Source organism: Colwellia sp. TT2012, assembly GCF_001440345.1.
Lineage (GTDB): Bacteria > Pseudomonadota > Gammaproteobacteria > Enterobacterales > Alteromonadaceae > Colwellia.
In genome coordinates, this window is record NZ_LJYX01000017.1 from 727,500 (window position 1) to 752,313 (window position 24,814).

The window sequence follows — 24,814 nt, forward strand, 5'->3', positions numbered from 1 at the left end:
GAGTTACTCCGCATGAACTTAGCCGTTACGAGTAACAACTAACTTAAAAAAATTGATGACTGTTTAAGATACTCAAAAAACCATTCAACCACCAAAGTAAACTCAGGGATTAATTCGGAGCTTTGCCACCACTGTGTTTTTGCCGCACCGGTAAAAGCATCGACAAAAAACAACATGGCACTGATAATGAGTACCCCACGAAGGGCGCCAAAAACAAGACCTAATATACGATCTGTACCAGAAAGACCAGTTTTACTGACCAACTGCCCAATAAGATAATTAACCAAAGCACCAAGCACTAAGGTAGTAATGAAAAGAATGGCAACGGCTGCGGCATTGCGCAAGAATTGATCAGAAATATTGGTTAACAGGTTGGCAAGATTGGCATAAAAAGTACTGGCTATGAAAAATGCACTGACCCAAATCACTAAAGATACCGCTTCTTTGACAAAGCCTCGTACCAAACTAACCAGTGTTGATATACCTATAACGGCCAAAATGGCGTAATCTATCCAAACCATAACTTGAGTGTCTCGTTGAGTTTCTCTAAATTAGAGGCGCGCATTCTACCAGAAGTAGCAAAATAATGCCTACATTTTATAAAACCCTGTTACTTAATCGGTTCAAAATACGCCACTTTCCCTTGGATACCCGTCAATTTCTTCAGCGCCGGTAGCTTTTTAACCATGGCTGACTTTATTAACTCTGGCCCGATAATGACTTTAGTTAATATGCCCTGCTTGGTTTTGATTGGTTTAGTAAAAGCAATATAACCCATAGACTTTAACTTTGTTAATAACTGGGCAACATTACTTTTATCTTTAAAACTGCCTAAATGAATCACCCAGGCTTCTTGAGGGACCGCTTTTTCTGGTAAGGTTTTACTTAGCTGGTTTGGTATTTTTACTGGCGCTTTAGCGAGCGGTTTAGTAACGGCCACTTTATCTTTTAACTTTTCCGCAGTTTTCGGCGACTGCCCATGGGTATAATCAGTTATAACCTCATCGATAGCTTGCTCATTAGAAATTGAGATAGCTTTTTGTCGTACTAAGTTCTCTTCAGGAAAGGGTTTATTGATTAGCTTTCCAGAAAAAACTTCAGCTTGAGGGATAGCTTCAAAATCAGCTTGGTGTGACTGTTTCTCGCCATCAAGTACATCAGGTAGGAAAATAATAACCACGGCGGCAACAATAACAGTACCGACAAGGCGATTTTGAAACGGTGTAGACAAGAGACACTCCTAATTAATACAACTTAAGTAATTCGGAAAACTTACCGCTCAAAATGAATACCGCCAAACTAATACGGTAAAACTAACACGGCCAAACTAACAAATAGTCAGCTGGGCTCTGATTTGAGCAACAGTAAAAAATGAGCCAAATACAAGAATTAAGTCAGACGAACTCGCCTGCTTGTTCGCCATTCTAAATGCCTCATCAACATTGTCAAAACAATTAGTGGCATTAGTGAACATCGCCAACTTACTTTGCATAGTTTCTTTGCTGGCAGCCCTTGGTACACTTAGCGCTCCAGCATACCAATAATCAACAACATCTTTTAGTGATTGCAAACAGCCACTGATGTCTTTATCACCGAGCATAGCAACGACAGCATAAATATTTTCATAGTTAGCTTGTTCTTTTAACTGCTTAAGGTAATCCGCTAAGTATCGAGTTGCTTGGGGATTATGGCCAACGTCGAGAATTACATCACAATGATTTTTTTGTGGTATTAATTCTGTTCGCCCGGCGACTTTAGTTATCGAAATAATTTGGTTCACAAAGTCAGCGCTAAGAGGTATTTCAAGTTTTTCTAACACCATTAACGCGGTCGCCACGTTATCTCGTGGGATAAAGGGTGTTTTTAGCGCGGTTAACAACGTTTGCTTTGATTGCCATTGCCAAGAAGTTTTTTCACCGGTAACAACAAACGCTAGCTCACGTAAAAATAACCTTTCACCATGAAGAGCGTGTAACGCATGAGCATGAGCTAGCACCGACTTAGGTACATTACTATCACCAATGACTATGTCTTGCTCTTGTCGCATAATACCTGCTTTTTCAAAGCCAATACTTTCTCTGTCATTGCCTAGGAAAGCTTGATGGTCAAGATCTATGGTAGTGATCACCGCAATATCGGCATCAATGATATTCGTTGCATCCAAACGGCCACCTAGGCCAACTTCAAGTATGATAAAGCTCGGTTTAACATCCATTAACACCAACAGTGCTGCTAATGTTGTATATTCATAGTAGCTGAGAGATATTTCGCCACGAGCCGCTTCAATTTGTTCAAAAGCAGCCATTAACGCCTGATCTTCAATATCTTGCTTATTAATCCTCAGGCGCTCATTAAAGCGCTGCATATGGGGAGAGGAATAAACGGCAACGCTTTGCTTTGCACCTGCTATTTTGGCGTTAAGTAAGGCATTCTCCATAAAAGCACAGGTGGTGCCTTTACCATTTGTGCCGGCAACCGTAATAACCTTGGCAAAACTTAAGTCAATCGCTAAACGCTGGGCAACTTTGCCAACTCGATCTAAACCAAGATCTATCTCAGTACTATGTAGATTTTCTAAATAATAAAGCCACTGATCGAGATGAGTGAAATCTTGATAGTGGCTTGAATTTGATTTTAACATTTATGTCATCAATAAGTGATTGAAGTGAAATAAGCAATAACGACTATTGGCTTATTCTGCTTTCGAAACTACGCTATCTTGGCCCATAAACTTAGCTAACATTCTCGCTATTGTTGTTTTCATTTCACGACGATCAACAATCATATCAATAGCGCCTCGTTCTAATAAAAACTCACTGCGCTGGAATCCTTCAGGTAACTTCTCTCTAACGGTTTGCTCAATAACACGCGGGCCAGCGAAACCTATTAGTGCTTTAGGCTCAGCCAGATTAATATCACCTAACATAGCCAAACTTGCCGATACGCCCCCCATAGTTGGGTCCGTTAATACTGACACGTAAGGCAGACCTTGCTCACTCATTTTAGCTAAAGCGGCACTGGTTTTTGCCATTTGCATTAAAGATATTAGCGCTTCTTGCATGCGGGCACCGCCACTGGCTGAGAAACAGATAAAGGGTACATTATGCTCTAAACAGTATTCAACACCCTTAACAAAACGAGCACCAACTACAGAAGCCATTGACCCGCCTAAAAAGGCAAATTCAAAGGCGGCAACAACAACTGGCATACCATATAATTCACCACTCATGACCACCATAGCATCTTTCTCACCGGTGTTTTTTCGAGCGGCAGTTAAACGATCTTTATATCGCTTAGTGTCTTTAAACTTTAAGATATCTTGTGCTTCAAACTCCGCACCTAATTCAATGCGATTGTTCTGGTCAAGAAAGCTATCAATACGTTTACGCGCATTGATTCGCATATGGTGATCACATTTAGGACATACTGATATTTGACGCTCTAATTCAGCTTTATAAAGCACGGCATTACATGAAGAACACTTACTCCATACACCCTCAGGAATATTACTTTTTTGTGTCGTTTTTGCTTTCGGGAGAATTTTTTCTATCCAGCTCATAATTTTATTTTTGCCTGTTGCAACGAAATATCTGTCGGTTTATTGATGGAAATAATCCACCAAACTCTGGTTTGAATTTATACTAATTTTAAACCACATATTAGAGCATACTATACCCTATAGAATATAGAAAAAACTGGTCTGCTCAGTGAAAACCATGATTTCACCACCTTTTTTTCTTATAAAAATAGTGGCCCTAAACGACTTTTAGGCAAGTTAAAACTTTCGGGGTAATCAACATCAACAAAATATAACCCTTCCGGTGGGGCCGTAACGCCAGCAACACAGCGGTTTTTAGCCAATAGTACCTCTTTTATCCAAGAGGTTGTTTCTTGTGATTGACCCACACGCATTAAACTACCAACAATATTTCTTACCATATGATGCAAAAAAGCATTCGCCTTGATATCAACAATAAGGTAATCACCTTGTCGAGTCACCCGACAATGTTTTATCGTACGAACCGCAGAGTGAGACTGGCAATGTACGGTTCGAAAAGAGGTAAAATCATGTTGTCCAAGCAGATGATCGGCGCCTTGCTGCATAAGTTTTTCATCTAAGGCATAGTGACAATGGCTGATGCCGTAACTTAATATAGCTGAACGTAGCGGTTTATTATAGATGATATAACGGTAATTTCTCGCGGTGGCACTAAAACGTGCATGAAATTCGTCATCGACTTGCTTCACCCATGAAATAGCAATATCAGCAGGTAAATGAGTATTAACACCCAAAGTCCAAGCGATATCTTTACGTTGTTTAGAGGTATCAAAATGGATAACTTGATTAGTTGCATTAACGCCCGTATCAGTACGCCCAGCACAAACAACCTCTATAGCTTCATCGGCAATTTTTGATAAGGCTTTCTCTACTTTTTCTTGTACAGTGATAGCGTTATTTTGCCGTTGCCAGCCACAATAATTTTTACCATCATACTCAATACCTAACGCATAACGCATGCAAACCTACCTTGTTTGGTGAGGAGATTATTTTCGCTGCGCATTATCCTTTATTTTATCCCGTTATACTATTTTATATTAGCGCCTTACAATGTATCTAATAGTCTTTGTGCGGCCACTTGCTGAGTTTTGTTACCTTTTTTAATGACCTCCTGCAAGATTACTTCAGCGTTTTCTTCATCACTCATCTCTATATACATTTTTGCCAAATCTAACTTACTCGACATGGAGCCATCTTTATCAACATCAATACCACTATTATTTTCGGAAAACCGAGCTAAACCAACTTCAATATTAGTCTTTTCGTAAGGCTCAGAGGCATCTGCATTGGCTAAACTTTCAGAGAGCAGTTCATCAACAGAGACATAATCCTCTGTTGCCTCAGCTTCTTTGATGCTTTCAAGGCTTTCGCTAAGATTGTCATTAATTAAATCATCATCAATATCATCAATGGTTAGCTCAACCTTATCAACCGCTGTTGAGGCAGTGGTTGACTCTTTCTCAATAGTTGCTAACAATTCATCAAAATCAACATTATCTAACTCGGTAATTATGTCTAAATCAGCCATTTTTTCCGGATCTTTTTCTTCGTCTACATCAGTAGTCTCGGCCAATAAGTCAGCTAAGACCTCTTCGTCAGAAAAGTCAGGAGCAAGATCAATAACATTAAGAGGACTTATTTCTGTTTCTTGCCCTGATTGCTCAGCCGTTTCATCTAGCCCCTCTTCGACTAACAATTGACTTAATGCCGACTCAGTGAATGATTCATCACTTTGTCCATTAGCTGTTTCATCGCTCATATAGTCCGTTAAGCTATCGCCAATATCTTCTTGAGTGCCTTGTTGCTCATTTTGCCCAACTTCATTTTCGCTTTGTGTATCAGCAATAAGGGCATCAATATCTAACTCATCATCTACGGCAGCACTTTCACTACTCGCTACTGTTTCATCAGTTAATTCAGCGTCATTTTGCTTGGCCAGAATATCGCTAAAATCTGCGGTGAGAAATGGCGTGACATATTCAGCGGTAAATTCAGCAATTTTAGCTTCATTTTCTGCAATTTCTTTTTGGATTTGTAACTCTTCAGCACTCAAGCCACTATCGTTTTCCTTAGTGCCCTGTTCGTCCATTGCCATAGCCGATGTTTCGTCTGGCAAAGCTGTTTTTTCCGATATTGACGGCGTTGGCGCATGATCGGACATTGAGGCAATCAAAGCATCAATGTCATCTGGGTCGGTAAGTTCAGCTGACTCGTCGGCGGCTGCTTCGACTGGCTTGTCCGTGACTGAGTCACTTGCCGCATCACTTCCCTGGGCAGAAACCGAGGCAAGTAGCGCATCGATATCATCTGGATCCGTGACCTCTGCTGTTTCTTCGGCTATTTTTTCTGCTGTTATTTCAACAGGTACTTCTTTAGCGGCTGCTTCGACTGGCTCGTCAGCGACTGCATCACTTGCCTGAGCAGACACAGAGGCAAGTAGCGCATCGATATCATCTGGATCCGTGACCTCTGCTGTTTCTTCGGCTATTTTTTCTGCTGTTATTTCAACAGGAGCTTCTTTAGGGGCTGCTTCGACTGGCTCGTCAGCGACTGAGTCACTTGCCTGAGCAGACACAGAGGCAAGTAGCGCATCGATATCATCTGGATCCGTGACCTCTGCTGTTTCTTCGGCTATTTTTTCTGCTGTTATTTCAACAGGAGCTTCTTTAGCGGCTGCTTCGACCGGCTTATCAGCAACTGTGTCACTTGCCGTATCACTTCCCTGAGCAGACACCGAGGCAAGTAGCGCATCGATATCATCTGGATCAGTAACATCCGCTGCTACTTTTTCTTCGGTTATTTTTTCTGCCGCTTTTTCAATAGGAGCACCTTTTGCGGCTGCTTTGACCGGTTCGTCAGCAACTGAGTCACTTGCCGCATCACTTGCCTGAGCAGAAACAGAAGCAAGTAGCGCATCGATATCATCTGGGTCAGTGACATCTGCTGCTGCTTTGTCTTCGACTATTTTTTCTGCTATTTTTTCAATAGGAGCACCTTTTTCGGCTGCTTTGACCGGTTCGTCAGCAACTGAGTCACTTGCCGCATCACTTGCCTGAGCAGAAACAGAAGCAAGTAGCGCATCAATATCATCTGGATCCGTGACCTCTGCTGTTTCTTCGGCTATTTTTTCTGCTGTTATCTCAACAGGCGCTTCTTTAGCGGGTACTGATACTGATACTTGTTCTTTCGCTGGCTCGTCATCATCAAGCTTGTCAATACCACCCAGCAGATCATCTAAGTCATCTTGACTTAGTTCACCACCAGTAAGCTCGTCTGCTTGGTCATTTTTTTCGTCAGTTACCTGTTCATTTATTTCATCGAGTGCAACTTCGGATTTTTCTTTAGCTGGCTCTTCAATAACGGGATCCTCATCGTCAAGATCGTCTAAACCGCCAAGTAAATCATCTAAGTCATCTTGGTTTAATTCACCGCCAGCAAGCTCATCCGTTTGGTCATTGGTTTTATCATCGGCTGAAGGCTTTGCCGAGCCAGGAGGTTCATCATCTAATCCTGATAACAATGAGTCTAAATCATCTTGAGCCAACTCACCGCCCTCAAGAATATCATCGTCACTACTATCATCGAGTAGTATATCTTCAAGATCATCGAGATCATCGAGATCATCTAAACTATCGTCTTCATCTAAATGAATAGCATCACTATCGTTGTCAATTAAATCAATGGATAATTCATCATCCAATGACAAGTCATCACTCAAATCAAGCTCATCATCCAAGCTCAGCTCATCGTCTAATGACAATTCATTATCAAGTGATAGTTCCTCTTTAACATCAGTTTCTTTTTTAGGACTAGGTGTTTTCTTTTTGCTATCTAACTCGCTGAAAAAAGCTTCATCCGATGCTTGTTGCCTACGCTTAAACAAAAAGCCTAATAAGGCGAGGATTAAAAGAGCTGGCATGGTGCCCATGACAATTTTAAACCATAAAGTTGAGGTTATATCTTGCTCTGCCAGTGCTGCCTGTTGCTGCTCTAATAATAACTGCTGTTCCCTAGCTTCCGCCTTTGCTAATAAGGCTTGCTGCAATTTGATCATGTCGTCCATTTGCAACTTAATTTCTTTACCTTTAGCGACCTCATTTTGCATGACGTCAAGCGTGTCATTAAAAGAGTTGAGTCGCTGCCGTAAAGCTTCATTTTCTCTTAAAATTGCTTGCAGGCCATCAATAGAATCTGAGATATCATTTTGAATACTCTCTAAACGTTTTTGTTGCTGACCATCAATTTTTTGCAATTGCTCTTTAATTTCAGTTTTTACCGAATCCAAATCTTTTTTCTGAAGCGTCTGCGCTTGCGCTACTCTTTTTTTAGTCGCTTTAGGCTGATTTTTTAGCCAAGCTTTACTATCACGCGCTGACTTATTTTTGGCACTCTCGGCATTAATCGCCAGCATGTTATTAAACGATGGGATTTTTAAATATTGCCCCTCGACTAAATAGTTGATATTACTATCAACAAACGCTTGTGGATTTTCTTGATATAGCGCCTGCATTACTTGGTAAACACTCAAGCGAGTATCAGGCTTAACTCTTGTGGCAATGTTCCACAAAGTATCTGTAGAAATGATGGGGCCGTATCGGTTATAAACAAACACATCACTACTTTTAGGTCCACGCATGCGAATACCGCGATCTTCTTCTGCACTAATAACGGGGAAATGAGCAGTGAGTATGCCAATAATAATCGCCTGCCATAGGCACAAGCGTAATAATTTTTGCATCAGAATTCCTAATGTAAGCTAGTTTAACTATTTTATGTTATGGGCACTAAGCATTATATGTTGCGCCAAAAAAACACCGCATTACTTCACCTTTTACCTAGTAAAGCTTATCTAACAGATAAAATGCAATCTTTATTCCAAAAAAGCATTAACTAACAAGATAATAGCAAATTCACTCAATAAGTCTTCTATTTTTGTAACGGCCCGATAAACAAAGTCGCAAAAAAACTTGGTATGGTGAATACCTAGTTAGAGATTTTAACTATGACAGCGTCCCTTGAGCAATACCTGTTATCGAAAGGGATTAGGTGATTAAACTAAAAAACTCGTCGTTCACTATATGGCGATAATGAACGACGAGTTTTATTGATTGACTGTATTTAACTTTTGTTAACTTAATTTATCGTAGTTAACAACCTTAAGTCACTAGCTTAAATAATCTTTTACCAATAACTCAGCAATTTGTACACTATTTGTTGCCGCCCCTTTGCGGACATTATCAGCAACAACCCACATATTTATGCCGCAATTGTGGCTGATATCTTCACGAATACGACCAACATACGTTTCATCTTTACCACTAGCATCACTAATTTGGGTGGGGAAGTCTTCATCATTACGACAAAGTACGACACCGGGAGCTTTCTCTAACAAGTCTTTAACTTCTTCTGCAGAAATAGGAGAATTAGTTTCAATGTGCAGGGCTTCGCCATGACCAAAAAACACCGGAACACGCACTGCGGTAGGATTAACTAAGACGTTTTCATCACCGAGTATTTTCTTAGTTTCCCAAACCATCTTCATTTCTTCTTTGGTGTAACCATTTTCTAAGAAGACATCAATTTGTGGAATAACATTAAAAGCGATTTGGCGAGAAAAGTTTTTACTTTTCACTGGCTTGCCACTTAATAAATCAGCGGTTTGTTTCGCTAATTCATCCATAGACTCTTTACCACCACCAGATACCGATTGATAGGTACAAACATTGATCCGGCTAATACCAACGGCATCATAAATAGGCTTTAACGCCACCATCATTTGAATGGTTGAACAATTAGGATTAGCAATGATATTGCGATTACGGTAATCCACTAAGGCTTCTGGATTAACTTCAGGCACAATAAGAGGAATATCGTCATCGTAACGAAACTCAGAGGTATTATCGATAACAATACAACCAGCTTCACCCGCTATAGGCGCAAACTTAGCAGAAGTGGCGCCGCCAGCTGAGAAGAAACCAATTTGTGCTAGGCTCCAATCAAAATGTTCGGCGTCAAGTACTTCAATACTTTCACCATTAAACTCAATGATCTCACCCGCAGAGCGAGCACTTGCTAATGGGTAGAGTTTATTAATGGGGAATTTTCGTTCGGCTAAAATATCCATAATTGTTTTGCCAACTAATCCTGTTGCGCCAAGTATACATACATCAAATTTCTGTGCCATGATTCTCTCTCTAGTTGGACATTTTACTAAAACCTAAGCGATGTGGCACATCACTATCGGTATTGGGTGACAAGGTAACGGTAACCGCGGAAAACTCCCTGCGAACGGGGTAATTTTTCCGTAGACTATCGAAACCTTGAGTGAATAATTGTTGACGAAATATTGCATCGTCTCGCCTGACATCGTAAACCATTTTAACTAACTGGTTTAGTAGTATTTGGCTAAAATTTTGATTAATTTCAATTGCTGGAATACTTGCTGGCGGTAAAAAATTGGCTAATTGATATTTTGGCTCAATTTTAAGCTGTTGACATAATGCCTGATAGAGCATTTCACTACCACGAGCTTTTCCTTCTAAGCTATAACCAGCAATGTGTGCCGTGGCTATTTCAGTATAAGGAATTAAGGCCTCAAGGACGTCCGGCTCGCCTTGCCACACATCGAGCACAATTTTGAGCCCATGACCCGCCTGTTTAAGCGCTAGTAAGGCATGGTTATCAATCACATCGCCACGACAAGCACTGATTAATATTTGCTCATCGTGTAACTGAGTAAGGTTTTCTTCATTTAATAATTGAAATGTTGGGTGTGCGCCACCAACAACTTTAGGCACATGTAAAGAGATGACATCACAAGCTAAGACTTCCGCCAGTGAGACATACTTTCTTTTATCTGTACGGTCAATAGGGTCACCTTGCGCTTGCTGTTGGCGCTGATTTTCGGCCTGTTTTTCTGCTAACAAGGGGTCACATATTTTATGCTCAATGCCCAAGGCCAGTAGCTTCTCACTTAAACGGCTGCCAGTATTACCGCCACCAACGATACCAACGGTTAATGACGATAAATCAAGTAGATAACGTTCAGCTAACACCACTAATGCACTTAATACATATTCAGCAACGGAAATAGCATTACAGCCTGGCGCTGAATGGAAGGGTATGTTGCGTTTTGCTAGATAATGCTGATCAATATGATCTGTGCCTATGGTGGCGCTACCAACAAAAGAGAGTTTATCGTTAAGGTGAAGTAACTGCTCATTAACTTGGGTAATCGAACGCACGAGTAGGACATCAGCATCGGCAACTTGCTCCGCGGTTAATGTTCGTCCAGAAAAAGGGATTAATTCCCCCTGCTCATCGCCATTGTGACCCATATTAAGGTGACAGAGTTCACTAAAAAACTCTTGGGCAAAGGGCATATTTTCATCAAAAAATATTTTCATGGCTTGAACTAACTGGCTAATGGCATTAATGTGCACAATTATACGCTAATTTAGCTATTAAGCGCTAGGTAAGCCAAGAATATTCATCTAGATAAAGCTAGATTAAGCTATTGTACAAATAAAAAACCACATCAAGCAGGCGCTTAACATGGTTTATTTTAAATTCCGTAGCAAGTGAGCAGCTTTACTACTGCAATATAAAGCTATTTATATTTTTTCATCACCAAGGTGGCATTAGTTCCACCGAAACCAAAGCTGTTTGACATAATGAGATTAAGTTCAACATCTCGTTTTTCAGTCACTATATCTAAGCCATGAGCTTTTTCATCTAAATTATCAATATTGATTGATGGCGCGACAAAGCTATGCTCCATCATTAAAATTGAGTAAATAGCTTCGTGAACACCCGCAGCACCAAGAGCATGACCTGTCATGGCTTTAGTTGCACTAATTGCCGGTGAATCATCACCAAATAATTCTTGAATAGCGCCTAACTCTTTAACATCGCCAACAGGCGTTGAAGTGCCATGAGTATTTAAGTAATCAATTTTACCTTCCACACCTTGCATTGCTTGTTTCATACAACGCACTGCGCCTTCACCACTAGGTGCGACCATGTCATAGCCATCAGAAGTTGCACCATAACCAACAAGTTCAGCATAAATATGTGCGCCACGGGCAAGAGCATGTTCAAGTTCTTCAACAACAACCATACCGCCGCCACCAGAAATAACAAAACCGTCACGGTCAGCATCATAGGTACGAGATGCTAATTCAGGTGTGTCATTACGACCTGCTGATAATGCGCCCATACCATCAAACATCATCGCAAGAGACCAATGAACTTCTTCACCACCACCCGCAAAAACAATATCTTGTTTGCCTAATTGGATTAATTCCATCGCGTTACCAATACAGTGAGCACTGGTTGCACAAGCTGAGCTAATTGAGTAGTTAACACCTTTAATTTTGAAGGGTGTGGCTAAACAAGCTGAAACAGTACTGCCCATAGTTTTAGGCACAGCATAAGGGCCAACACGACGAATACCACGGGTACGCAGGGTGTCTGTTGAGGCAACAATATTCGCTGATGATGCTCCACCTGAACCGGCAACAATACCCGTACGCACATTGGAGATTTGTTCTTCAGTTAATTTGGCATCTTTAACCGCTTGTTCCATAGCAATATAAGCATAACCTGCCGCATCACCCATAAAACGTACCGCTTTACGGTCGATATGCTCTTTAATCACTAGATCAGGCTTTCCCCAAACATTACTTTTCAAACCTTGCTCAGCAAAGCTATCCGAGTGAGTGATACCTGACTTACCAGCTTTTAATGAGGCCAATACTTCATCAATATTATTACCAATACTGGAGACAATACCTAAGCCTGTTATTACGACACGTTTCATTTAACTAACCATCTATAATTATAAAATTTTGCGCTATTATACTCGTAATAGCCGTCGAACTGGTATTACTAGTTGCTCATGGCAACATAAACCAGCGTACACTTGTACACTATAATATAATATCCATTCTAATATATCTATGACATTTTAACTATCTGTTATTACTTTCTGATTAGAATCAATATGTCAGGTAAAATAGATAAGGTACTCTAAGCTAAATATGTACTATTTTTATCACTTAAGCAAAAGAATTTTTCATGAAAAAACCAGATAAAACATATAAAAGCAGTAAATTATCCTATCAAGAAGATGCGACTCCCTATTGCCAGCGTTTTGATGCCTTTTATTTTGATAGTGAGTCAGCTTATCGGCAATGTGAGTCGATTTTCATTCAAAAAAATCAAATAAAACGTCGTTTACAAACGGCTAAGCAAACTTTTACTGTAGCTGAAATAGGCTTTGCTACTGGCTTAAATTTTTTATTAACCTTACAGGCGTACCAAAAAGCGCAACTACATTCATCGAGCCCACTTGCTCCTTTGCATTTTATTAGTGTTGAGCAGTATCCACGCTCAAAAGAGCAACTTATCCAGGCTTTAGCTAAATTTCCGCAACTAGAGGAGCTGGCGTTAGCACTCACAAATAGTTACCCGGATTGCGCTGTTGAACAATTCCAGCCAGATTTTCAGGCAAGTTTTTTAAATGGCCAAGTGAGTTTAACCCTGGTATTTGATGAGGCAGCCGAAGCTTTATCTTCACTAAAATGTGCCCCACAAGGGGTAGTCGATGCTTGGTATTTAGCTGAATTTTCTGCAAGAACAAATCCTTACCTGTACAGCAAAGCCCTAGTCAGCCAAATTGGCCGACTGGCAAAAGAGCAAGCAACACTTACCACTATGCCCCTAGCGGACTTTTCACCAAGACAGTTGCACGAAATAGGCTTTCGCTTTGAAAATCAAAGTGGTGTAGGTAAAAATAAAGCCATGTTTTACGCTGTCAGGCAAAGTAACCCCTTAACAAATAAAGGTTATCAATTAAGACCACGTATTACCAAGCCTCAACATGTCAGTATTATCGGTGGCGGCATCGCTTCAGCCTGTGCGGCTTATGCACTAACTAAACAAGGCATAAGAGTTACCTTGTATTGTAAAGATAGCGCTCTGGCCCAAGGCGCCTCTAGTAATGCTATTGCCGCTTTATACCCTTTACTGCACCAACAAGCCGATGATATCAGTTCTTTTTATCAGCAAGCCTTCTGGCGTGCTAAAGCGCTATACCATGAAATTACTGAGCAAGGTTTTTCCTTCCCCCATCAGTGGTGTGGTTTATTGGAAGTCTCTTATAAAGAAGCATTAACTAAAAGGCAACAAGCATTTGAACAGCTAAATACTTGGCCTAAAGAGCTTATCCATGGCGTCAATGCCAAGCAGGCCAGCAAACTTGCCAATATAGACCTACCTTATGGCGGTCTGTTTATGCCAAGTGCTGGTTGGCTGTCACCTCAGCACTTAGTAAAACAAATTTTTAATGCAGCTAAAGCAAGTAACCTTTTAGATATAGTGACCGATACCCATATCACCAAAATACGACAAGTTGCTAACGCTACTGCAGATGTAGGCAGCACTAAAGGGGAAAGTAACAGCTCATGGTGCTTATCGAGTAAGCAAGGGGAATTTAACGCCAGTGTTTTGGTCATATGTGGCGGCGCTGATGCCATTGAAATTGAACAACTACAGGCGCTACCGCTGACCGCTACTCGTGGTCAAGTCACGAATATGGCAAGTAATAGTAAGATAAAGAAACTATCGACCGTTATTTGTCATAAGGGCTATTTAACGCCCGAAAATAACGGTATCCACTGCATAGGCGCAACTTTTCAGAAAAATGATACCAATATCAACACCAATAAAGCTGACGATAGTTATAATCTAACGATGTTAGCTAAGTGTTTACCCGAGTTATCCGCATCCATTAATTGGCAAGAGCAAGATATTGCATCAAGTAAGGCAAGGTTACGCTGTATGTCGCAAGACCACCTGCCCCTCGTTGGCGCAGTACCCAATATCAGCGAACATATAAAAGCTTACCCTCATTTAGCCAAGGATAAAAATTGGAAATATAGTCAAGCAGCGCCGTGTATAAGTAACCTTTATGTGTTACTTGGTTTAGGTGCCCGCGGTTTGTGCTCTGCTCCGTTAGCGGCAGATATTTTAACCGCAGACTTATGTAATACCCCTTACCCTATGAATAACCAAATGTTATTTAACCTAAGCCCTAACCGATTTATCATCAGAGACATTATTAAAAGAAAAGTCTCGAAGTGAAGTCGTCTATGCTGTAGCTAATATCCAGCTTAAAATTTCGCTTACCATGAGCCAAAACGCCAAGATAATAACCCGTGTTAGCAAGGTATTACAACCGTGGACTCTCGTCATTATACTGGGGGTTATTTTGCCATTCACCTTTGGCAATACACTCACTTATTGCAAAGCGAAACACTGACCCAAGTGAGTTTTAAAGAGCTGGCGCAATTTTATAGCACTAGAGCGAGTAAATCATCGGGCAACTTGTTAGAAATACTAGAAAAAACATCTCTAAAAAAGAATAACATCAATCACTAACCCCTCATTTTAAATATAAAAGTGCGTAACGCTTGGACTAAAGTGGAAATCGCTGTTGAACCTTCAGCCAAAAATTAGTCACTATAGCGTGATCTTGTGGCGACAATTCGGTTTTAGCTTGAGTTAATTTTTTGTCTACTCCTGCAACCAAAGCACTGGTAATAGCTTGGCTCTCATCACCAAACTCGGTAGCCACTAGGGAAAATAACCCGCGCAAGTAACCGCCCGAAAATAAGGTGTCACTGTCGGTATCATCTAGATCGAATAAACCATCTAAATACTGATAAAAATCGGCAATGGTCGTTAATTGCTCACTTGAATTGTTTGAATTGTTTGAATTGTTTGAATTGTTTGACATGTAAATCACTTAAAAATTTGAAAAATAGGGTTTATTGTTACTGGGGACTTGCTAGTGGATAAAGTACTTGGTCTTTATAGCCTGTTGTTATTGTCATAAAGCCAGATAACTGCTGATCTAATTCGCTATCGCCGGTATCGCTAATCAAGGGTCTATTAGCCAAGGCCGCTAATTTAGTTTTAGTCGCGATAATAATAATATTATCACGGCCCCCAGGCTGCGCTAAAATAGTCCGAATAATACGAGGGCTTAATTGCTGATTACCACGGCCAAAAACATGGCCTTGGCCACCAATTAAGGTAATAACCAACTTGCTGATACCTTGAAAATCTGTGATAGCTTGAAAGAGTTCAGTTTCAGTGACATCGGCGGCAGTAAGTGATTGTTCACTGACAATATCGACACCCAGTAAGGTGTTATCCAGACTCAACTCACTCATTAAGAAAGCAGTCGTTGAGCCAGAGCCAATGATAAATTGCCGGTTTTCATAATCAGCCATTTCTTCGATAACAGTGGCGGCAATATCTTGCAGCACAAATTCATCACTTTCTTTACCGCCGGATTTAACCGCTTGGACATAGCGAAGTTCACAGGGAATTTTCATCTCACTATAGCGCTTGGCTTTGACTATACCTTGTCTAAATAAATTTTCGTCTATATCCATAACATCACCGGTCGTTAAGGTAACTAATTCTTTGGTGACCATTAATTCAATAACGCGACCGGCAGCTTTAGGGGTAATGGCATAAACACCCGAATGAATTTTGCAACCTGCTGGTATACCTAACACCGGCACTTGCTGATAATCATCATCACTGGTGACCACATTGGCAATATCTCGGGCGGTGCCATCACCACCAGCAAATAAAATAATATCTACGCCCTGCGCAAGTAATGCTTGTGCGGCTAACTTACTATCTTCACTTTGTGTGTGTTTATGTTTGGCTTGATAGAGCACCTCTACGTTAAAGCCTAGTTCACGGGCACAGTGCTCCCCCATAAGATCATTAGCGGTGTAGATGACAATCTCATCTTGATAAGGTAATAATATTTCAAGAGCCAATTTTGCTCTGGCATTAGCTTGCGGTTTTGCGCCAAGTGCTAACGCATGCATTACCATGCCATCACTGCCTTTTAGCGCAACACTACCTCCTATACCGGCAATAGGGTTGATCACTAAACCTAGTTTAAAATGCTTCACTGCATGTTCCTTTTTACTATTTTAGATACTGGTTTCGACACTACTTTCTACCGGTAACTAAATTGCCCAGCGGTTAAAAGAGATTCGCTTTGATAAAAGTGCGTCAGTGCAGCAATAAACTGCTGTGCACGAGGCGGAAAGCCATGTTCAATAAAAACCAATACTTGTTGATGAACTTTAGCCTTAAAGGCATTCGTATCGCCAAGGTAACCATTAAGATTATCGGCAGAGGTATGGAATTTTTTTTGTGCGGCAACATTAAAGGCCCACTCAATAGCTTGTGGGATCACTTCAACCTGCTCAAATTTATTTTGTTGTTGTTCATTACGACCATCGGGGATATACCAATAGCCAAAATCTTCTAATAGACGCCTTTTCACCCCCGCATGGCACCAATGAGCAATCTCATGAAAAGCGCTAGCATAATAGCCATGGGCAAAGATTATCTGATGGTAAGCACAGTTTTCATCAGCAGGTGCATACAAAGGTTCATCAGCACCTTTGATTAAGCGGGTATTATATTGCTGAAAAAAAACTTGCTCGAATAGAGCGATGAGATCTTGGTAATTGTGCTGCAGCATGACGACGTTTATTTACTGAAATTATTACCGGCTATTGTAACGAAAAATGGCGATTATACCATCGCCATTTTAAATTATTTACCAGACTTGCTTAGCGATTTTATAACTTTTTCACCGCGCTCTTAATAACGAAGTAACCTAAGATGCCTGAAATAAGTGAGCCGATGACAATACCTAATCTGTCTTGGAAAATTGGCGAGTTAGCGCTTTGCTCAAAGGCCAATGAACCGATAAATAAGCTCATGGTAAAACCAACACCACATAATAACGAGACACCGTACAATAACTTCCAGTTAACATTGCTTGGTAATTTGGCAAAACCTAATTTAATGGCAATAAAACAAAAACCAAAGACACCAATTTGCTTACCAACCACTAAACCTAAAATAATACCCAGTGGTACCGGGGAAGTAATTTGCTCTAATCCAACACCTGCAAAACTGATACCCGCATTGGCAAAAGCAAAAATAGGCAAGACCACAAAAGCAATGGTGGTATGTAAGTTTTCCTCTAACGATTTAAGGGGTGACGGTTCATCACCCTTACCTTTCATTGGGATAAAAAAGGCTAACGCAACACCCGCTAAGGTTGCATGCACGCCCGATTTTAACACGGCGATCCACAAAATCACGCCGATAAATATATAAGGCGATGTACTGGTAATGTTATAACGATTCAGGGTAAATAAAAGCGTTAACATCGCTGCTGCTATCACTAAAGACAACATAGATAATTGCTCAGTATAAAACAGGGCAATGATCACAATCGCACCTAAATCATCAAAAATAGCCAACGATGTTAAAAACACTTTTAACTGTAATGGTACTTTCGAGCCAATAATCGCTAAAATACCTAGAGCAAAAGCGATATCCGTAGCAGTTGGAATAGCCCAACCATTTATCGCATTCGGGTTATCATAGTTCAATGCCACATAACATAATGCGGGTATTGCCATACCACCTAACGCGCCAACGGCAGGTAAAGTAATTTGTCCTGGCTGTGATAAACCCCCTTCTAAGAATTCACGTTTTAATTCCAAGCCGATAAGAAAGAAAAATAACGCCATTAAACCATCATTAATCCAAAGTAATAAAGGTTTAGCAATTTCAAGTTTTCCTACGGAAACAACAACGGGTACATCAAGTAATAAAGCATACCAATGAGCCCAGGGAGAGTTGGCTAAGATCATGGCAAAAACGGCAGCGAACATTAATATAATGCCGCTGGCAGATTCTTTTTTCAGAAATGTATCAATGGTAGAAATTGGCATAGTTGTCCTTTTTTTGCTTATGCTATTTAGGAGGAAAAGATATCCATAGTATTATGTCATAATATGTCACAATGGCAGGTACTAGCAAACATTAACATTGTGAAAGTTTGTAACAATTTTATCACGTTATAACAGCAGAATATCGGCTGAAATATAAAAATAATTCGGATACTTTAACGTTTAACGTCAAAAATTCAAATTACTACGATATTACACTAGTCTCACTACCGCCATTAAGTGTAATATTTAGCTAAAGTAGCGCTATTAAATTTACAGGTGACTAATGAAAAAACTTGATAGCATCGATTTACAAGTATTAACCATACTTTATGATGATGCAGATATTACCAATAAAGAACTTGCAGCCCAAATAGGTATTGCGCCCTCAACGTGTTTAGAGCGAGTAAAGCGCTTAAAACAAAGTGGCGTTATAAAGGGAGCATTTATCGATGTTAACTTAAAAACTATTGGCGGTAATATAGAGGCCATTGCCGCTATTCGTTTGCAACCCTATTCAGAAGAAATTGTTAATAGCCTACGCGATGATTTATTAATGTACCCTGAAATATTAAATTTATACCATATGGGTGGTAGCTATGATTACTACATTCATATGTCGGTAAAAGATAGTGAGCATTTACGTCAATTTGTTTTCAAAAATATTACTTCTCGCGAAGAAGTAACTACGGTAGAAACCTCACTGGTTTTTGAGCATAGCCGCAGTGGCATATTACCCAATTTTGACGAATAACAATTGCCTATTATACCATTTTCATTAAGTTTGTGATCTTGTTGTGTGTAGGGAAAATAAATCAGGGCAAGGCGCTCGATTGAGCAATAGCGGGCTATTGGGATTGAGAGCAACGCCGCCTTGGAGTATTTTAACCAGCACAAGTGGACAATAATTTAATGAAATTGGTATTAAATGTGACTAAAAGTAAGCCATAAAAAATCCCGCGCTATTATTTAATAACGCGGGATTTATATTATCAATGAACGAATACTTTAGGTTTTGAGGTCATCAAAAAATCGTTTAACGCCATCAAAAAATCCAGTTTCTTTTGGACTATGTTTTTTACTACTATTCGCCATTTTCTCTTCTAATTGACGTAATAGGTCCGCTTGATCAGCGGATAAGTTAACGGGCGTTTCCAATACTACTTTACACATTAAATCGCCGGTAGAAGTACTGCGTACCGACTTAACACCTTTACCACGTAAGCGGAACATTTTACCTGTTTGTGTTTCTTTAGGAATCTTCAGCTTAACCTTTCCACCTAATGTTGGCACTTCAATGTCACCACCTAAGGCTGCGGTAACAAAACTAATCGGTACTTCACAATATAAGTGGTTTTCATCACGAACAAATATTTCGTGGTCACGGACATTAACTTGCACATATAAGTCGCCAGCAGGTGCACCATGTTCACCGGCTTCACCTTCACCAGATAAACGAATTCGATCACCGGTATCAACACCCGGTGGAATTTTAACGGATAACGTTTTAGTTTTCTCAACACGACCTTGACCGCGACATGACGTACATTTTTCGCTAATAACTTTGCCCTTACCACTACAGGTAGGACACGTTTGCTGTACGGCAAATAAGCCCTGACGCATCTGTACTTGGCCGTGACCATGACAAGTGCTACAGGTTCTAGCAGAAGTGCCTCTTTTAGCACCAGAGCCATCACACGGCTCACAACTGACAAAGGTAGGTACTTTAATTTCTAAGCTTTTACCCTTAACCGCCGCTTCAAGGGTTAAATCTACATTATAACGTAAGTCTGAGCCACGTTGCTGGCGCTGACGGCCACGACCACCGCCGCCAAAGATATCACCGAAAACATCGCCGAAATCATGACCAAAACCACCACCGCCACCACCACCGCCACCACCTTGCTCAAAAGCAGCATGACCATATTGATCATAAGCAGCACGTTTTTGATCATCATTGAGGATCTCATAAGCCTCTTTAACTTCTTTAAAGGTTTCTTCTTTAGCCTTATCACCTTGAGTCCTGTCTGGGTGATACTTCATGGCTAGTTTTTTATAGGCTTTTTTGACTTCTTTCTCAGTGGCGCTTTGGCTAACCCCTAAGGTTTCATAATAATCACGTTTTGACATAAATCTGTTTCTTTACTTCAAGTTGATTGAGGCTAATTTTCTTCATTTTTCGAAATTTTTCGATAAAAAATCAAGAAAATCAGCACCAAATAAAAATTACTTTTTTCTCTTACTAACACACAAAAAGCGCCGAGAAATATCGACGCTTTATTTTTCTATACAAGTACAGAGGACATAGTTTAACTCTTTTACTCGCTAAGATTAAGCTATATCGCTTTAGTTCAACAAGAAGGTACAGAGCGTATGACTATACGTGAGTACCTTCGCCACAGAAATTAAGCGATATAACGACAGCTAAGCGAATAAAAAACTAATTATTTGTCGTCTTTAACTTCTTCAAATTCAGCGTCTACAACGTCGTCTGCAGGTGCAGCAGCATCCGTTGCTTGCTCAGCACCTTCTGGAGCAGCTTGTGCTTGTTGCTTAGCTTGAGTAATTTCCACTAATTTAGCTGATGCTTCCATTAACGCTTGAGTTTTGCTATCAATCGCTTCTTTGTCATCACCTTTAACCGCGTCTTCAAGCTCAGTCAATGCTGCTTCAATTTTCTCTTTATCTTCACTTGGTAACTCATCACCAGCTTCTTCAATTTGCTTGCGAGTAGAGTGAATCATACCATCAGCTTGGTTACGTACTTGTACTAATTCTTCAAATTTAGCATCAGCATCTGCGTTAGCTTCAGCGTCACGCACCATTTGCTCTACTTCTTCATCCGATAAACCTGAAGAGGCTTTAATAACAATTTTTTGCTCTTTACCAGTATTTTTATCTTTTGCCGTTACATGCAAAATACCATCGGCATCAATATCAAAAGTCACTTCGATTTGCGGTTGACCACGTGGTGCAGCTGGAATACCTTCAAGGTTAAATTGACCTAAAGACTTGTTCGCTGAGGCTTGCTTACGCTCACCTTGACACACATGTACCGTTACCGCTGATTGATTATCATCAGCCGTTGAGAACGTTTGTGATTGCTTAGTAGGAATAGTAGTGTTTCTATCAATAACATTGGTCATTACTCCACCGGCGGTTTCAATACCTAATGATAATGGCGTAACATCTAAAAGTAATACATCGGTAACTTCACCAGAAAGAACACCCGCTTGAATCGCAGCACCACACGCTACTGCTTCATCTGGGTTAACGTCTTTACGTGGCTCTTTACCAAAGAAATCTGTAACCGCTTTTTGCACCATAGGCATGCGTGATTGACCACCTACCATGATAACATCATCGATGTCATCTACGGTTAAGTCGGCATCTTTAAGAGCCTTTCTTAATGGCTCTAAGGTTGCTTTTACCATGTCTTCAACTAACGACTCTAATTTAGCGCGCGTTACTTTGATGTTCATGTGCTTAGGACCTGAGGCATCAGCAGTGATGTAAGGTAAGTTAACATCCGTTTGTTGTGCTGAAGAAAGCTCACATTTCGCTTTTTCTGCCGCTTCTTTCAAACGTTGCATCGCTAATGGATCAGACGTTAAGTCCATGCCTTGATCTTTCTTGAATTCAGCAACAAGATAGTTGATTAAACGGTTATCAAAATCTTCACCACCTAAGTGAGTATCACCATTGGTCGCTAATACTTCAAAGGTGTGCTCGCCGTCCATTTCATCAATTTCAATAATTGAAATATCGAAAGTACCGCCACCTAAGTCGTATACTGCAATAACCTTATCGCCTTCTTGTTTGTCCATGCCATAAGCAAGAGCAGCGGCTGTCGGCTCGTTGATAATACGTTTAACATCAAGACCGGCGATACGACCCGCATCTTTAGTTGCTTGACGTTGTGAATCATTAAAATAAGCAGGAACGGTAATAACCGCTTCAGTGACTGTTTCACCAAGAAAATCTTCTGCCGTTTTTTTCATTTTCTTTAATACTTCAGCAGATACTTGTGGTGGCGCAATTTTGTTGCCTTTTACTTCAACCCAAGCATCACCGTTGTCAGCTTTAACAATGCCAAATGGCATGATTTTAATATCACGTTGAGTTTCTTCGTCTTCAAAACGACGACCAATTAAACGCTTGATAGCATATAAAGTATTTTCAGGGTTAGTCACTGATTGACGTTTAGCAGGTTGACCTACTAAAATTTCACCTTCAGCTGTATAACCAATGATTGAAGGGGTGGTACGCTCGCCTTCAGCATTTTCAATAACACGTACACTGTCGCCGTCTAAAACTGCAACACATGAGTTAGTTGTTCCTAGGTCAATACCGATTATTTTGCCCATCTTGGGAGCTCCTATTCATTAGTCTTTATCTGAAAAAGATAAAGTAATATTAATTAAATTGTTTGTTGAATAGTAAGTGGGGTCAGCAAAATGCTTTTCAACTATTCCTAATAAATAAAACAATAAATATTATTTTTTCTTTATAAAACAACATAAAAAAACCAGACAAATGTCTGGCTTTTATAACTACAATGTACCTTAGTCGACTAAGCTGTAGTGTTCAACGTTAAGCTGTATGGCTCAAGTTAAAAGAAAATGCACGGAGCTGACGTTAGTCAGTGAGTACACTTGATATATAAATTAAGTTTTACAGCAACAAGGAGAACCCGCTACTAAGCAGTAGTGTCTACGCTAGGTGCTGCTTTAGAGACCATCACCATAGCAGGACGGATTAAACGACCATTTAACTCATAGCCCTTTTGCATTACGGCAATAACTGTGTTTGGTGCTACATCCGGCGCTTCTTGCATAGACATAGCTTGATGAAGTTCTGGGTTAAAAGGTTGGTCTTGTGGATCAACCGCAATAACACCAAATTTTTCTAATGACGAAATTAAACCTTGCAGAGTTAATTCAACACCTTCGATAATATCTTTGTTACTTTCATCTTCTCTATCGATACTTTGTAAAGCACGTTCTAAATTATCAACGCTTGCTAACATCTCACCAGCAAATTTTTCTAAGGCGAATTTACGCGCTTTCTCAACATCTTGAGCAGCACGGCGGCGAATATTATCCACTTCTGCTTTGGCACGAATAACCGAATCTTTTTGATCAGCAACGGTAGATTGTGCAGTAGCGACCGCCAACTCTAGCTCGTTAATTTTTTCTTGCTCTTCGCTGAGCACTTCATGAGCATGTTCATGTTGCTCTTCAACCTGCTCTTCGGCTTCTTTTACAATCTCATCTGCTAATTGCTCAGGGCTAATATCTTGCTCAGGGCTGCTTACTTGCTCATCGTTAGTTGGTGTTGACTTTGTTGTCATGGAAAAACCTCAATTTTATAACTATTGGTGACATTATGGGGGCTGTGGAAAATGATTCAAGCGTGATTTTAGACATTTTATAAAAAAGTGAACTTTACAAGTGGATAAAATCCAGCGAAACTGCCCCTATATCTAGCAAACTAAGTAAATTATCCTTATGGCTCAACTCTATACAACTATTGGCCTTATTGGCAAACCAAATCATGATGGCGCGAGTGCCACAATAAAAACTTTGCATGATTATTTATTAGCGAATGACTATCAAGTGATTGTTGAGCATTCTGTAGCACAATCACTCGATATAAAAAACATGACAACGGGTAAGTTGACTGACATTGGCGAGCAAGCTGATCTGGCAATTGTTATCGGTGGTGATGGTTATATGCTTGGCGCAGCACGGGTACTAGCTTGTTATGACATTGGTGTTATTGGCGTGAACCGCGGTAATTTAGGCTTTCTAACCGATCTTTCACCGAATGAACTTATCGAACCTTTAGCACAAATATTAGCGGGTAAGTCTCGCAGTGAACAACGCTTTATCATTGAAGCTGAAGTATATCGCCATGGAAAACTGAAAAGCTCTAATAGTGCCGTTAATGAAGCGGTACTTCATGCCGGGAAAGTTGCTAGCATGATCGAATTTGAAGTCTATATTGATGGGATTTTTATGTTTAGTCAGCGCTCTGACGGCCTCATTGTTTCAACACCTACCGGCTCAACCGCTTATTCTATGTCTGCTGGTGGACCGATTTTAACGCCTAATCTAAATGCACTGTCACTGGTGCCTATGTTTCCTCATACCCTAACAAGTCGCCCTATTGTTGTCGATGGTAATAGTGAAATCAAATTGATACTTGCCAATGATAACCATGAAAATTTACAAGTAAGTTGCGATGGCCATGTCATTTTATCGGTAATGCCCGGCGATGAAGTTATTATTAAAAAGAGTGAATGCAGTATTCGTTTGATTCACCCCCTTGATCACAACTATTTTAACGTTTTACGAAATAAATTAAGCTGGGGTAATAAGCTATATTAATCAGCCTTTTGGAC

The 24,814-nt window shown here is 40.3% G+C and carries 20 protein-coding genes; 4 read left to right on the top strand and 16 right to left on the bottom strand.

What is annotated here, in order from left to right; genetic code table 11:
* Positions 1-38: 38 nt before the first annotated feature.
* From ASU03_RS12845 to fabB, 9 genes are all read right to left on the bottom strand, one after another.
* Complete coding sequence (locus tag ASU03_RS12845; protein WP_057832156.1) at positions 39-521, bottom strand: CvpA family protein; 483 nt, start codon at positions 519-521, stop codon at positions 39-41.
* A gap of 89 nt (positions 522-610) precedes the next feature.
* Entirely contained in the window at positions 611-1,231 is a 621-nt protein-coding gene (locus ASU03_RS12850) for an SPOR domain-containing protein (RefSeq protein ID WP_057832157.1), read from the bottom strand.
* Positions 1,232-1,327: 96 nt separating this feature from the next.
* Complete coding sequence (gene folC / locus ASU03_RS12855) at positions 1,328-2,641, bottom strand: bifunctional tetrahydrofolate synthase/dihydrofolate synthase (protein ID WP_057832158.1); 1,314 nt, start codon at positions 2,639-2,641, stop codon at positions 1,328-1,330.
* Positions 2,642-2,692: 51 nt separating this feature from the next.
* Positions 2,693-3,559: an acetyl-CoA carboxylase, carboxyltransferase subunit beta gene (accD, locus tag ASU03_RS12860; protein WP_057181767.1), complete on the bottom strand. Its 867-nt coding sequence runs from the start codon at positions 3,557-3,559 to the stop codon at positions 2,693-2,695.
* 179 nt (positions 3,560-3,738) lie between these two features.
* Positions 3,739-4,518, bottom strand: coding sequence for a tRNA pseudouridine(38-40) synthase TruA (gene truA, locus ASU03_RS12865; RefSeq protein ID WP_057832159.1), 780 nt, complete (start codon positions 4,516-4,518; stop codon positions 3,739-3,741).
* Positions 4,519-4,604: 86 nt separating this feature from the next.
* Positions 4,605-8,297 (bottom strand): FimV/HubP family polar landmark protein, encoded by a 3,693-nt coding sequence (locus ASU03_RS12870; RefSeq protein ID WP_057832160.1) that lies wholly within the window; start codon positions 8,295-8,297, stop codon positions 4,605-4,607.
* Between the two features lie 426 nt (positions 8,298-8,723).
* Positions 8,724-9,743 (bottom strand): aspartate-semialdehyde dehydrogenase, encoded by a 1,020-nt coding sequence (locus tag ASU03_RS12875; RefSeq protein ID WP_057832161.1) that lies wholly within the window; start codon positions 9,741-9,743, stop codon positions 8,724-8,726.
* Between the two features lie 10 nt (positions 9,744-9,753).
* Positions 9,754-10,965: a 4-phosphoerythronate dehydrogenase gene (locus ASU03_RS12880; protein WP_057832276.1), complete on the bottom strand. Its 1,212-nt coding sequence runs from the start codon at positions 10,963-10,965 to the stop codon at positions 9,754-9,756.
* Positions 10,966-11,168: 203 nt separating this feature from the next.
* Complete coding sequence (fabB, locus tag ASU03_RS12885) at positions 11,169-12,380, bottom strand: beta-ketoacyl-ACP synthase I (protein WP_057832162.1); 1,212 nt, start codon at positions 12,378-12,380, stop codon at positions 11,169-11,171.
* 257 nt (positions 12,381-12,637) lie between these two features.
* Here fabB and mnmC point away from each other — a divergent pair, with 257 nt between their 5' ends.
* Both mnmC and ASU03_RS12895 read left to right on the top strand, forming a co-directional pair.
* Positions 12,638-14,704, top strand: coding sequence for an FAD-dependent 5-carboxymethylaminomethyl-2-thiouridine(34) oxidoreductase MnmC (mnmC, locus tag ASU03_RS12890; protein ID WP_057832163.1), 2,067 nt, complete (start codon positions 12,638-12,640; stop codon positions 14,702-14,704).
* Positions 14,705-14,800: 96 nt separating this feature from the next.
* Complete coding sequence (locus tag ASU03_RS12895; protein WP_057832164.1) at positions 14,801-15,001, top strand: hypothetical protein; 201 nt, start codon at positions 14,801-14,803, stop codon at positions 14,999-15,001.
* A 37-nt stretch (positions 15,002-15,038) separates the two neighbouring features.
* On the opposite strand, the gene ASU03_RS12900 is transcribed toward ASU03_RS12895, so the two are convergent.
* The 4 genes from ASU03_RS12900 to nhaA all read right to left on the bottom strand — a co-directional run bounded on the left by ASU03_RS12900 (position 15,039) and on the right by nhaA (position 18,411).
* Complete coding sequence (locus ASU03_RS12900; protein WP_057832165.1) at positions 15,039-15,359, bottom strand: YfcL family protein; 321 nt, start codon at positions 15,357-15,359, stop codon at positions 15,039-15,041.
* Between the two features lie 37 nt (positions 15,360-15,396).
* Positions 15,397-16,560 carry an ATP-NAD kinase family protein gene (locus ASU03_RS12905; RefSeq protein WP_057832166.1) on the bottom strand — a complete coding sequence of 388 codons (1,164 nt, stop codon included), beginning with the start codon at positions 16,558-16,560 and terminating at the stop codon, positions 15,397-15,399.
* Between the two features lie 47 nt (positions 16,561-16,607).
* The gene (locus tag ASU03_RS12910) at positions 16,608-17,141 is read right to left on the bottom strand and encodes an elongation factor P hydroxylase (RefSeq protein WP_057832167.1); all 534 of its coding nucleotides are present in this window, start codon (positions 17,139-17,141) and stop codon (positions 16,608-16,610) included.
* Positions 17,142-17,241: 100 nt separating this feature from the next.
* Positions 17,242-18,411 (bottom strand): Na+/H+ antiporter NhaA, encoded by a 1,170-nt coding sequence (gene nhaA / locus ASU03_RS12915; RefSeq protein WP_057832168.1) that lies wholly within the window; start codon positions 18,409-18,411, stop codon positions 17,242-17,244.
* A 283-nt stretch (positions 18,412-18,694) separates the two neighbouring features.
* Between nhaA and ASU03_RS12920 the strand changes: the two genes are divergently transcribed.
* Complete coding sequence (locus ASU03_RS12920; RefSeq protein WP_057181777.1) at positions 18,695-19,162, top strand: Lrp/AsnC family transcriptional regulator; 468 nt, start codon at positions 18,695-18,697, stop codon at positions 19,160-19,162.
* Between the two features lie 254 nt (positions 19,163-19,416).
* Here ASU03_RS12920 and dnaJ read toward each other — a convergent pair whose 3' ends face one another.
* The 3 genes from dnaJ to grpE all read right to left on the bottom strand — a co-directional run bounded on the left by dnaJ (position 19,417) and on the right by grpE (position 23,761).
* Positions 19,417-20,538, bottom strand: coding sequence for a molecular chaperone DnaJ (gene dnaJ / locus ASU03_RS12925; RefSeq protein WP_057832169.1), 1,122 nt, complete (start codon positions 20,536-20,538; stop codon positions 19,417-19,419).
* A 314-nt stretch (positions 20,539-20,852) separates the two neighbouring features.
* Positions 20,853-22,775 (bottom strand): molecular chaperone DnaK, encoded by a 1,923-nt coding sequence (gene dnaK, locus ASU03_RS12930; protein WP_057832170.1) that lies wholly within the window; start codon positions 22,773-22,775, stop codon positions 20,853-20,855.
* A 332-nt stretch (positions 22,776-23,107) separates the two neighbouring features.
* A complete protein-coding gene (gene grpE, locus ASU03_RS12935; RefSeq protein WP_057832171.1) occupies positions 23,108-23,761 on the bottom strand; it encodes a nucleotide exchange factor GrpE in 654 nt (217 codons plus the stop codon).
* A gap of 157 nt (positions 23,762-23,918) precedes the next feature.
* Here grpE and nadK point away from each other — a divergent pair, with 157 nt between their 5' ends.
* Positions 23,919-24,800: an NAD(+) kinase gene (gene nadK, locus ASU03_RS12940; protein ID WP_057832172.1), complete on the top strand. Its 882-nt coding sequence runs from the start codon at positions 23,919-23,921 to the stop codon at positions 24,798-24,800.
* Positions 24,801-24,814: the final 14 nt, after the last annotated feature.